Below are 11,508 nucleotides of genomic sequence, written 5' to 3' on the forward strand. Positions count from 1 at the left end.
ATCAGCAGCATCAGGTTTGCCAATGAGCCAGCCGGCGATCGACTGGGTAGGATTCACCCCATCAACTTCTTAACCCCTGACGGAGAGTCATCGATGCCTATCATCAACAGCCAAGTTAAACCGTTCAAAGCTGACGCCTTCAAAAATGGCGACTTCGTAAAAGTGTCGGACGCTGACCTGAAAGGCAAGTGGTCTGTCGTGTTCTTCTACCCAGCTGACTTCACCTTCGTTTGCCCGACCGAACTGGAAGACCTGGCTGACAACTACGCCGAGTTCCAGAAGCTGGGCGTCGAAATCTACAGCGTTTCCACCGATACCCACTTTGCCCACGCTGCCTGGCACAACACTTCGCCAGCCATCGGCAAAATCCAGTACACCATGATCGGCGACCCGACTCACGCTATCTCCCGCAACTTCGATGTGCTGATCGAAGAAGCGGGTCTGGCTGACCGTGGCACCTTCGTGATCAACCCGGAAGGCCAGATCAAAATCGTTGAACTCAACGACGGCGGTGTAGGTCGTGACGCTTCCGAGCTGCTGCGCAAAATCAAGGCTGCTCAGTACGTTGCTGCTCACCCAGGCCAGGTTTGCCCAGCCAAGTGGAAAGAAGGCGAGGCCACTCTGGCTCCGTCCCTGGACCTGGTCGGCAAGATCTAAGTCTGTGACGCGCTTCATCAGGGCGGCACTCCGCACCTCCTAAGTAAGCTGCACCGCCCTCAAAAAACGCCCGGGCGAGATTCGCTCGGGCGTTTTTTTTCGACTTCTTTTTATCAAATACATGGAAATCGCCCGTATGTTGGACGCCAATCTTAAAGCCCAGTTGAAATCGTACCTGGAACGGGTCACCCAGCCGATCGAGATCGTTGCCTCCCTCGACGACGGTGCGAAATCCCAGGAAATGCTCGCATTACTCAAAGACGTTGCCAGTCTTTCCACCCAGATTACGTTGCTCGACAACGGTAACGATGCGCGTAAACCATCGTTCTCGATCAACCGCCCAGGCGCCGATATCAGCCTGCGTTTTGCCGGCATCCCGATGGGCCACGAATTCACTTCGCTGGTGCTGGCCCTGCTGCAAGTCGGTGGCCACCCTTCGAAGGCCAGTATCGAAGTGATCGAACAGATCCGCTCGCTCAAAGGCGAGTTCAACTTCGAGACTTACTTCTCGCTGTCGTGCCAGAACTGCCCGGACGTGGTCCAGGCCTTGAACCTGATGGCTGTGCTGAACCCGAACATTCGCCACGTCGCCATAGACGGCGCGCTGTTTCAGGCTGAAGTCGACGAGCGCCAGATCATGGCCGTCCCAAGCATTTACCTGAACGGCGTTAACTTCGGCCAGGGCCGCATGGGTCTGGAAGAAATGCTCGCCAAGATCGACACCAGTGGCATCGAGCGTCAGGCCGAGAAAATCAGCGCCAAAGAAGCCTTTGACGTGCTGGTCGTCGGCGGTGGCCCGGCCGGTGCTTCGGCGGCGATCTACGCTGCTCGTAAAGGCATTCGCACCGGTGTGGCGGCGGAACGTTTTGGTGGTCAGGTGCTCGACACCATGGCCATCGAGAACTTCATCTCGGTGCAGGAAACCGAAGGGCCGAAACTGGCCGTGGCGCTTGAAGAACACGTCAAGCAGTACGACGTGGACATCATGAACCTGCAACGCGCCGACAAACTGGTACCGGGTAAAAATGGCGAACTGCACGAAATCCATTTCGCCAGCGGCGCCTCCTTGAAAGCCAGGACCGTAATTTTGGCGACCGGTGCCCGGTGGCGTGAAATGAACGTTCCCGGTGAGCAGCAATACCGCAACAAAGGCGTGGCGTACTGCCCGCACTGTGACGGTCCTCTGTTCAAAGGCAAGCGTGTGGCGGTGATCGGCGGCGGTAACTCCGGCGTCGAAGCGGCTATCGACCTGGCCGGTATCGTGTCTCACGTGACCCTGTTGGAGTTCGACGTACAACTGCGCGCCGATGCGGTGTTGCAGCGCAAGTTGCACAGCCTGCCGAACGTTACGGTGATCACCAGTGCGCAAACCACTGAAGTGACCGGCGATGGCCAAAAGGTCAACGGCCTGCGCTACAAGGATCGCCAGTCGGACGAATTGCGCACGGTCGAGCTGGAAGGGATCTTCGTGCAGATCGGTCTGTTGCCTAACACCGATTGGCTCAAAGGCACCATCGAGCTGTCGCCGCGCGGCGAGATCATCGTCGATGCCCGCGGTGAAACGTCGATGCCTGGCGTGTTCGCGGCCGGTGACGTGACCACCGTGCCGTACAAGCAGATCGTGATTGCGGTAGGCGAGGGCGCCAAGGCTTCCCTGAGCGCATTCGATCATTTGATCCGTACCTCGGCACCGGCATAAACGCTGACGCTGAAAACACAAAACCCCGTGAGTGATCATGGGGTTTTTTGTGTCTTGCACTGATCGTTCCCTCGCTCTGCGTGGGAATGCAGCCCGGGACGCTCCGCGTCCCAAAAGCGTGACGCAGAGCGTCACAGGAGGCGTTACCACGCAGAGCGTGGGAACGATCAAGGCTGCGATTTTTTTACATCGGTGCAGGCTGAATAATTTCGACCCAGTAACCATCCGGATCCTTGATGAAGGCCAGGCTCTTCATGCGACCGTCGTTCAGGCGTTTCTGGAAATCGCAGCCCAGCGCTTCGAAGCGTTCGCACGCCGCGCGAATATCTGGCACCGAAATGCAGATATGGCCGAAGCCGCGTGGGTCGGTGTTGCCATTGTGGTAGGCGAATTCGGTGTCGTTCTCGGTACCGTGGTTGTGAGTCAGTTCGAGAATGCCGGGGATCGATTTCATCCACTCGGTGCGAGCCGCGGCATCGGCCGGGATCTGGTTTTTATCGACCAGCGCCAGGAAATACAAGCTGAACTCGGCTTCCGGAAAATCGCGTTTTTCCACCAGCGAGAACCCCAGGACGCGGGTGTAGAAATCCAGCGACTGGGTGATGTCCTTGACCCGCAACATGGTGTGGTTGAAAACGAACTTCTGGGTGGCGGTGTCGGGTTGGGCGGTCACACCTGGAAATGTATTGAGTTCGTGCAGGCTCATGGGCCCTCCGGAAATAAGTGGGGCTAAGTATGTTCTCAATGATACGCAAGGGCTCCGGCATCGCCAAACCAAAACCGCAGGCTTGCCTGACAGCCGGGTGAGGCTCAGACTTTACGGCTCAATTTGTGAGTGTTCATTGCAATGACCCGATTCTGTCAATTGATGTTCGTCCTGATGTGTCTGCTTTCAGGTGTTACCCCCGCTCATGCAGAGGCTCCGGTAGTGACCTGGCCAAGTGGATGGACCGTCGAGGTCATTCCGCAAGACGAAGTCAAACCGCAGGTTTCCCGGCAACGCGCGGTAAAAAACGATCAGGAAGGTACACCGGTGATGGTGATGGAGTTGACCATGACTCAAGTGGAAAGTGGTCACCAGGTGAATCTGGAAGGCGTGCTGCTGGAAATGCGCAAGTCGGTGCAAAAGGATTTTTTCGAGGGTGGGTATCAGAGCGTTTGCACTAAAATTCACCCGACTACCTTGAGCCGATTATCGGCGCTGGAAACTACCTGCACGATTACGCAGAACGGTCGACATGTGCTGTCTCAAACATTGGTCGCTGCGGTAGACGCCGATAACGCCTATGTTCTTTCCTATGCGGGACAGGCCGAGGTTTATAAGGCAAGTCAGGACGACATAGCGGCGGCTCGAAACAGCTTGAAACTTTAGTTTAAGGTTTGCGTATCAGTAGATTTCAGCGTGTTCGGCATTTTTTAGATAGCCAAAGGGATTAAGCATAAAGTGGGTCGGTATATAACGAGTTGATCGGCGACTATCGTTGCATTTAGACACCATCCATGAAAAAGCCCTGCATAGGCAGGGCTTTTTTTATGATCGCGAGTGCTTAGCCACGCAGCCAGGAATCAACGGTGGCAGCACCGTATTGTTCCTTCCAGGCTTTCAGGCCGCGGTGGTTGCCACCCTTGGTTTCAATCAGTTCACCGGTGTGCGGGTTCTGATAGACCTTGACCACGCGAGCGCGGCGGGTTTTAGGCGCTGTTGCCTGCTGCAGGCCGGATTTCGCCGGGTTCGGATCGAGGATGGCGATGATGTCGCGCAAGCTCTTGCCGTAGGTTTTCATCAGCCCCTGGAGCTTTTCTTCGAATTCGATTTCTTTCTTGAGCCCGGCATCGTTCTTCAGCGATTCCAACTGCTTGAGCTGTTCTTGAAGGGCCTTTTCAGCTGCACGGAATTCAGCGAGTCTGGACAATATCTTTACTCCAATAGTGTGTTTGGCTGATACCAACCGCAAACAAAGCTATAAGCCAAGAGCCTTGAAGCGACTCGGTGATAATGGCTCACCTGCGAGTTCTGCACAGGTATGAAAAATTGTAGTAGTTAATTGGCCAAGAGTAAATCCTGACTTTTTCTTCATGTAACGAGAGTAGTCTTTTGATTCAATCTGGTGCGTATCGATCATGATCTCGGTGCTTAAAGTGGTTAGTTAATGATCACTTAATGCTCTAATGAAATCGGCACCGGGCATCGGCCGGCCAAACAGATAACCTTACAGGAAGTTCACGCCGTGGGCCGTCAGATAGTCACTTTGTTCCGTAGTTTCCACACCTTCGGCGACGATACCCAGGTCGAGTTTGGCCGAGAGCTCGATGATGCTGTCCAGAATGTGCCGGGAGAGGCGTCGACACCGATCATGGCGACAAAGCTCTGGTCGATTTTCAGGAAGTTCAGCTCCAGTACCAGGTTGATGCTACCCGGGGCGAAAACGCTGAGGAACTCACGACAGTCCTCGACCAGCTCCAGATCCCGGCAGTGACTGGCGGTGATGTTGATGCCAATGTGAAACGGCCGCTCTCAAAGGCTGGCAGGACGATGTGCCTCCTTAAAGAGTTCAGCCATGATAGTTGGCTGACAGCACTTACGCTGTTCAATGACCATTCAGGCTCGAAGCCAGTTTGATAAAGGCCAGTGTCGCAGGTGATGACTGACGCTGATCAAGCACCGCCAGACCGACCTGGCGGCTGACCGGTGGCGACAGCGGTTTTTTCACGTAGCGGTAGTCGTTGTCGTCAGGCAATGAGCCTTCGGCAACAACGGTCAGGGCATCGCCACGGCCGACGGTGTCCAGCGTGCTGAGCAACTGCGAGCAGCGATAGCGAATGTTCGGCGTCAACCGCGCCGCATTGAACAAGCGCGACACCAGTTCCGAAGAGCCTGCTTCGGTCAGCACAAAAGGGTCGTGGCATAAATCGCTCAGGCTCAAGCTGTCGCGGCCGGCCAACACATGATTGGCAGGCAGCAGCGCGACCATTTGGTCTTCGATCAGCATAAAAGTGTCGAAACGTTCCTGGGGCAACACCACGAAGCCGATATCGATACGCCGTTCTTCCAGCCACTGGATCACCTGGCGATCCGGCCCTTCGTCGATATGAACCTCGATACCCGGGTGTGCTGCGCGGTAATGCTGCAGGATCCTCGGCAGCAATTTGATCGATGAGGTCGGGCCGAACGAGCCGATGCGCAGGGTGCCACGTTTCATTCCACGAGCATCGGCCGCTTCCTGGCGCAACGTGTTGGCCAGCCCGAGCATCGCCCGAGCGCGCAGCAATAGCTGTTGGCCGATGTCACTCAGCTCGACCTGGGACTGATGCCGACGCAGCAGTTCTACGCCCAATTCCTGTTCCAGCGATTTAAGCGCGTGAGAGACCGCGGATTGGGAAATCTCCAAACGATTGGCCGCCGCCGTGAAGCCGCGCAGTTCGGCCACCAGCGAGAAAATCTCGAGTTGAGTCAGGGTCATGAGTATTTACTCATTTTACGATGATCGGGGATTAGTCGAATGATACGTCATGTGCCCGATTTCTGATGGTGGAGACTTATGACTACGTGTGAACAGACCCTGGCGAATTCCTCGGATGTACCGGTTTATCTAAAACTGGCAGCGGTCACCATGATCTGGGGCGGGACGTTTGTCGCCGGGCGGTTCCTGGCCGACAGCCTCAGTCCGTTATTGGCCGCGAGCCTGCGGTTCTTGCTGGCGAGCGTGGCGTTGCTGCTATTTCTGTTGTTGGCGCGCGTGCCTTTAGTGCGACCCAGCCCTCGGCAATGGCTGCAACTGACGCTGCTGGGTTTTTTCGGGATCTTCTTCTACAACCTGTGCTTCTTTTATGGGCTGCATTACATCAACGCATCACGGGCGTCGTTGATCGTAGCGTTGAATCCGGCGGTGATCGGCCTGGCGTCGTGGCTGTTGTTCAAGGAGCGACTGAGCGGGGCGAAAGTGGCGGGTATCGCGATCTGCATTGCCGGCGCCAGTCTGGTGATCGTCAGCCGCAATCCGCAATTGTTGGCCGGTGGTACTGACGCCTGGATCGGCGATCTGTTGATCTTCGGCTGTGTGCTCGGCTGGGGCATTTATTCGCTGTTCTCCAAAGGCTTGAATCAGACGCTGGGGCCGGTGCAGACGGTGACGTACTCAATTCTGCTGGGCACGCTGATGCTCTGGGTGACCAGTGCCGTGCGTGGCGAGCTGAGTGTCGCGGCGCTGGCCGAACTCGGCACGCAACAATGGTTGAGCCTGATGTACTTGGGCGTGCTGGGTTCGGCATTGGCTTATATTGGTTATTACGACGGTATCCGCAAAATCGGTGCGACACGTTCGGGGGTGTTTATCGCCTTGAACCCGCTGACCGCCGTTCTTTTTGGCGCGTTGTTGCTGGGTGAGCAATTGACCCTGGTGATGTGCCTGGGCGGTGGGCTGATCCTGGCGGGGATTTTTCTGTGCAACAAACCGCTTGCACAGGCTGCGAAAAGGGGGATTTTATAAGAAGGATGGACAACTTATTTACGCTGTGTAGAATCGGGTTACGCATATAAGAATAATCGTCTTCTGGCAGCAGAAGCCTCGCCCGTAAGAGCCTTGGGTCGACAATGAAGATATTTGGGTTTCAATTGATCTACGGTGATTTCCTCGCCCGCAGCGTGCGGGGCATCTCCTGCGCGCCACCCGCCGGTCTCAGCATTGCTAGCAACTAACGATCCGTTAATTGATAAGAAATGATGAGGCGCCAAAATGGCAGATTTATACGAAAACCCAATGGGCCTGATGGGCTTTGAGTTCATCGAATTCGCATCGCCGACCCCTAACACCCTGGAGCCGATCTTCGAGATCATGGGCTTCAGCAAGGTCGCGACCCACCGTTCCAAAGACGTGCACCTGTATCGCCAGGGCGCGATCAACCTGATCCTCAACAACGAACCCAACAGCGTGGCGTCGTATTTCGCGGCCGAGCACGGTCCGTCGGTGTGCGGCATGGCGTTCCGCGTCAAGGATTCGCAAAAGGCTTACAAACGTGCCCTGGAACTCGGCGCCCAACCGATCCACATCGAAACCGGCCCGATGGAACTGCACCTGCCAGCGATCAAAGGCATCGGCGGCGCGCCGCTGTACCTGATCGACCGTTTTGGCGAAGGCAGCTCGATCTATGACATCGACTTCGTGTTCATCGAAGGCGTTGACCGCAACCCGGTCGGGGCCGGCCTGAAGATCATCGATCACCTGACCCACAACGTGTATCGCGGTCGCATGGCCTACTGGGCCAACTTCTACGAGAAGCTGTTCAACTTCCGTGAAATCCGCTACTTCGACATCAAAGGCGAATACACCGGCCTGACCTCCAAGGCCATGACTGCCCCGGACGGCATGATCCGTATCCCGCTGAACGAAGAGTCGTCCAAGGGGGCCGGGCAGATCGAAGAATTCCTGATGCAGTTCAACGGCGAGGGCATCCAGCATGTGGCATTCCTCAGCGATGACCTGATCAAGACCTGGGATCACTTGAAAAGCATCGGCATGCGTTTCATGACGCCGCCGCCGGACACCTACTATGAAATGCTCGAAGGCCGTCTGCCGAACCACGGCGAGCCGGTCAACGAATTGCAAGCGCGGGGCATTTTGCTGGATGGTTCGTCCGAGTCGGGCGACAAGCGTCTGCTGCTGCAGATCTTCTCGGAAACCCTGATGGGCCCGGTGTTCTTCGAATTCATCCAGCGTAAAGGCGACGATGGTTTCGGTGAAGGCAACTTCAAGGCGCTGTTCGAATCCATCGAGCGTGATCAGGTTCGTCGGGGTGTGCTCTCCACCGATTAACCTGTTTCAGGCGTGAGAAAGCCCGGTCAGCAGCAATGTTGGCCGGGCTTTTTTTGGATCATGCAATTACATCGGCCGGCGTCGTTGCCGGACCAAATGCTTGAACCCTTCAAACACCAACACCAACACCGCCAACCAGATCGGAATATAAGTCAGCCATTCGCCGGCCTTGATACTTTCCCCCAGCAGCAACGCCACGCCGAGCAACAGCACCGGCTCGACGTAACTCAGCAACCCGAACAGGCTGAACGGCAGCAGCCGGCTGGCAATGATGTAGACCACCAGCGCCGAAGCGCTGATCACGCCGAGCAGCGGAATCAGCAGCGACAGCCACGGATACTGGTCGAAAACGCCAAAACCTTGCTCACCGCCCTGCACGAACCAGAACGCCACCGGCAGCATCAACGCCATGTCCAGCCAGAGCCCGCCAAGGTTGTCCGTCGCCAGGCGTTTGCGCAGGATGAAATAAATCGGATAACCGACCACCACCAGCAAGGTCGCCCAGGAAAAACCGCCGACCTGATACAGCTCGTTGAGCACACCGAGGCTGGCGAAGAACACGGCTATTTTCTGCAGATAGGAAAGGCGCTCGCCATAGACGATTCGCCCGGTCAGGACCATGGACAGCGGCAACAGGAAATACCCCAGCGACACGTCAAGGCTATAACCATTGAGCGGTGCCCACATGAACAACCAGAGTTGCAGGCCCAGCAGCACTGCCGAGCCAATCAGCCCGACAATCAGCTTCGGCTTGCCGGCCAGCCGCCGAACAATCTCGACCACGCGCGTCCATTCACCGGACACCACCATGAACACAGTCATGCACGGCGCGGTCAGCAGCATCCGCCAACCGAAAATCTCCACGCCGCTCAAGGGTGAGAGCAACGAGGTGTAGTAATACATGACGGCAAACAACACCGAGGCCGAAACCGATAAAGCGATACCTTTAGACAAACTGCCCTCGCGAGGTTGAACGTGAAACGGGTGCGGAGGATACGTGGTTTTCGAAGCGAATATTGTCCGAACGATCAACACTCATCGAGTGTGGCAGAAGCACAGGCAAAGGGTGGATGCAAAACCGCCATCGCGGGCAATCAACTGTAGATCTGGCGGTCCACACAAAACCCCTGTGGGAGCGGGCTTGCTCGCGAAAGCGGTCTGCCAGCCAATATCAATGTTGAATGTGAAACCGTCTTCGCGAGCAAGCCCGCTCCCACATTTGGCCGGTGTCGTACACAATATTTGCGGTCGACCTAGATCCCCGTGGGAGCGGGCTTGCCCGCGATAAATCTCAAGCCGTACGCGGTTTACGCCCCGACACAAAATGGCTCACGTCATTGAACCCCGGCGTCGACGCATGCCCCGGTGTCACCAGCGAATCAATGAACGCCTCGTCTTCAGCCGTGATCCTCACCGCCAGCGCCTTGGTGTAGGCATCCCACTGTTGCTCAGTCCGAGGCCCGACGATGGCCGAAGTCACCGCGCCATTGTTCAGCACCCAGGCAATCGCGAACTCGACGATGCCCACGCCACGGTCCCGGGTGTATTGCTGGATCTGCTGGGCAATGCGCAGCGACTCAACCCGCCATTCGGTTTCCAGGATGCGTTTGTCCTGGCGACCGGCGCGGCTGTTGGCGTCCGGTGTCACATCCGGCGCGTACTTGCCGCTGAGCACACCGCGCGCCAGCGGACTGTAGGGCACCACGCCAAGGCCATAGTTTTGCGCGGCAGTGATCTGCTCGGTTTCCGCCTGACGATTGACGATGTTGTACAGCGGCTGGCTGATGACCGGTCTATCGACACCGAGTTTGTCGGCCACACGAATCACTTCAGCGATGCGCCAGCCACGGTAGTTCGACAGGCCCCAATAGCGAATCTTGCCCTGACGGATCAAATCGCCAATGGCCGACACCGTGACTTCCAGCGGCGTGTCGTGGTCTTCGCGGTGCAGGTAATAGATGTCCAGATAATCGGTGCCCAAGCGCGTCAGGCTGGCGTCGATGCCGTTGAACAGGTGCTTGCGGTTCAGGCCGCTACGGTTCGGCACGCCGTCCACCGGGCCGAAACCGACCTTGGTCGCCAGCACCCATTCGTGGCGGTTGCCGGCAATCGCTTCGCCGACGATCTCTTCGGAGCGGCCGTTGGTGTACACGTCCGCGGTGTCGATGAAATTGATGCCCTGGTCCCAGGCCTTGTCGATGATTCGCAGGGAATCTTCGGTGCTGGTCTGTTCGCCGAACATCATGGTGCCCAATGTGAGGGTCGACACCTGCAAACCCGAATGACCCAGCGTGCGATAGCTCATGACGAAATCCTTTTACCGGTGAGAAAGCTTCAATCAAATACCAAGAACCGCCGCGCGGAGCAATCTGAATTATCGACGCAGTGCCTCACAACGCTCCTGCAAAAACGCTTGCAGCACCTTGACCCGTTCCGACACCTGCAACCGATGCGGGCACAGCAAATTGAACGGCACGCTTTCGCCTTGCCAGTCATCGAACAGCGTCACCAGGCGCCCGGCCTGCACATCGGCGACGACGTCGAGCCAAGCCTTGTAGGCGATGCCATGCCCGGCCAGGGCCCAGCGGCGGGCAACTTCGCCGTCGTCGCTGAGGTAGTCGCCGTGCACCTGAACCTCCATCACTTCATCGCCACGGCTGAAACGCCATTGGTTGTAGGGCCTGCCATCGCGCAGGTAGAGCAGGGCGCTGTATTCGCTCAGTTCCGCCGGGGTTAACGGCACGCCGCACCGGGCCAGGTACTCGGGGCTGGCGCAGGCCACGCGGCGATGCTGCGGCAGAATCGGCAGCGCCACCAACGTCGAGTCACTCGGCACACCGAAGCGCAGAGCCACATCGACCGTCTCGCGGAACAGATCGGCATGGCGATCGTTGAGCAGTAGCTGAAATTGAATGTGCGGATGTTCTCGTTTGAAGTCGTCGAGCCACGGCAACAGCACGTTGCGCCCGAAGTCCGATGGCGCGGCCAGTTGCAGCACACCACTCAAGCCTTGGGTTTGTTGCTTGAGCGCCTGCTCACCTTCGGCCAGCGCGGCGAGCGCCAGTCGCACACTTTCCAGATAACGCCGGCCTTCTTCGGTCAGGCGCATGCTTCGCGTGGAACGGGCCAGCAAGCGGATGCCGAGGCGGGTTTCCAGGCGTTTGAGGGCGATGCTGGCCGCCGCCGGGGTCAGCTCCAGGGCGCGAGCAGCAGCGGAAATGCTGCCGTAGTCGGCGGTGCGAACGAAGATCTCCAGGTCGAGAATCGAGCTCATTGGTAAAAATCCTTTAAAGATCCTTCTGATTTACCGGGATTTTTCTTCGATTGACAACCGGAGAAGAT

Annotated in this window: 11 protein-coding genes and 1 pseudogene; 5 read left to right on the top strand and 7 right to left on the bottom strand. The window is 57.1% G+C overall.

All coding sequences use genetic code 11. The annotated features are described in order from the left end of the window. Positions 1–93 precede the first annotated feature (93 nt). Together ahpC and ahpF are read left to right on the top strand one after the other, a co-directional pair. A complete protein-coding gene (gene ahpC / locus PSH88_RS14170; protein WP_038983195.1) occupies positions 94–657 on the top strand; it encodes an alkyl hydroperoxide reductase subunit C in 564 nt (187 codons plus the stop codon). Positions 658–793: 136 nt separating this feature from the next. Beyond that, positions 794–2,356: an alkyl hydroperoxide reductase subunit F gene (gene ahpF, locus PSH88_RS14175; RefSeq protein ID WP_305426870.1), complete on the top strand. Its 1,563-nt coding sequence runs from the start codon at positions 794–796 to the stop codon at positions 2,354–2,356. A gap of 184 nt (positions 2,357–2,540) precedes the next feature. Here ahpF and gloA read toward each other — a convergent pair whose 3' ends face one another. Next, positions 2,541–3,062: a lactoylglutathione lyase gene (gene gloA, locus PSH88_RS14180; RefSeq protein ID WP_305426871.1), complete on the bottom strand. Its 522-nt coding sequence runs from the start codon at positions 3,060–3,062 to the stop codon at positions 2,541–2,543. Between the two features lie 141 nt (positions 3,063–3,203). Between gloA and PSH88_RS14185 the strand changes: the two genes are divergently transcribed. Continuing rightward, a complete protein-coding gene (locus PSH88_RS14185) occupies positions 3,204–3,728 on the top strand; it encodes a DUF4946 domain-containing protein (protein ID WP_305483569.1) in 525 nt (174 codons plus the stop codon). A gap of 175 nt (positions 3,729–3,903) precedes the next feature. On the opposite strand, the gene PSH88_RS14190 is transcribed toward PSH88_RS14185, so the two are convergent. From PSH88_RS14190 to PSH88_RS14200, 3 genes and pseudogenes are all read right to left on the bottom strand, one after another. Then, complete coding sequence (locus PSH88_RS14190; protein WP_007900052.1) at positions 3,904–4,269, bottom strand: histone-like nucleoid-structuring protein, MvaT/MvaU family; 366 nt, start codon at positions 4,267–4,269, stop codon at positions 3,904–3,906. Between the two features lie 234 nt (positions 4,270–4,503). Further along, positions 4,504–4,865: pseudogene (locus PSH88_RS14195) on the bottom strand (EAL domain-containing protein); the annotation flags it as partial. Positions 4,866–4,944: 79 nt separating this feature from the next. Further along, on the bottom strand, positions 4,945–5,817 hold the full coding sequence (locus PSH88_RS14200) for a LysR family transcriptional regulator (RefSeq protein ID WP_305426872.1): 873 nt from the start codon (positions 5,815–5,817) through the stop codon (positions 4,945–4,947). A gap of 78 nt (positions 5,818–5,895) precedes the next feature. Between PSH88_RS14200 and PSH88_RS14205 the strand changes: the two genes are divergently transcribed. Continuing rightward, positions 5,896–6,843: a DMT family transporter gene (locus PSH88_RS14205; protein ID WP_305426873.1), complete on the top strand. Its 948-nt coding sequence runs from the start codon at positions 5,896–5,898 to the stop codon at positions 6,841–6,843. 246 nt (positions 6,844–7,089) lie between these two features. Continuing rightward, positions 7,090–8,166: a 4-hydroxyphenylpyruvate dioxygenase gene (hppD, locus tag PSH88_RS14210; protein WP_008012875.1), complete on the top strand. Its 1,077-nt coding sequence runs from the start codon at positions 7,090–7,092 to the stop codon at positions 8,164–8,166. 66 nt (positions 8,167–8,232) lie between these two features. Here hppD and rarD read toward each other — a convergent pair whose 3' ends face one another. From rarD to PSH88_RS14225, 3 genes are all read right to left on the bottom strand, one after another. Then, positions 8,233–9,120 carry an EamA family transporter RarD gene (rarD, locus tag PSH88_RS14215; protein ID WP_305426874.1) on the bottom strand — a complete coding sequence of 296 codons (888 nt, stop codon included), beginning with the start codon at positions 9,118–9,120 and terminating at the stop codon, positions 8,233–8,235. Positions 9,121–9,457: 337 nt separating this feature from the next. Then, positions 9,458–10,471, bottom strand: coding sequence for an aldo/keto reductase (locus PSH88_RS14220; RefSeq protein WP_305426875.1), 1,014 nt, complete (start codon positions 10,469–10,471; stop codon positions 9,458–9,460). Positions 10,472–10,540: 69 nt separating this feature from the next. Further along, a complete protein-coding gene (locus tag PSH88_RS14225) occupies positions 10,541–11,440 on the bottom strand; it encodes a LysR family transcriptional regulator (RefSeq protein WP_305426876.1) in 900 nt (299 codons plus the stop codon). Between the last annotated feature and the right edge of the window lie 68 nt (positions 11,441–11,508).

Origin of the sequence: Pseudomonas wuhanensis (genome assembly GCF_030687395.1) — a bacterium.
GTDB classification, from domain to species: Bacteria; Pseudomonadota; Gammaproteobacteria; order Pseudomonadales; family Pseudomonadaceae; genus Aquipseudomonas; species Aquipseudomonas wuhanensis.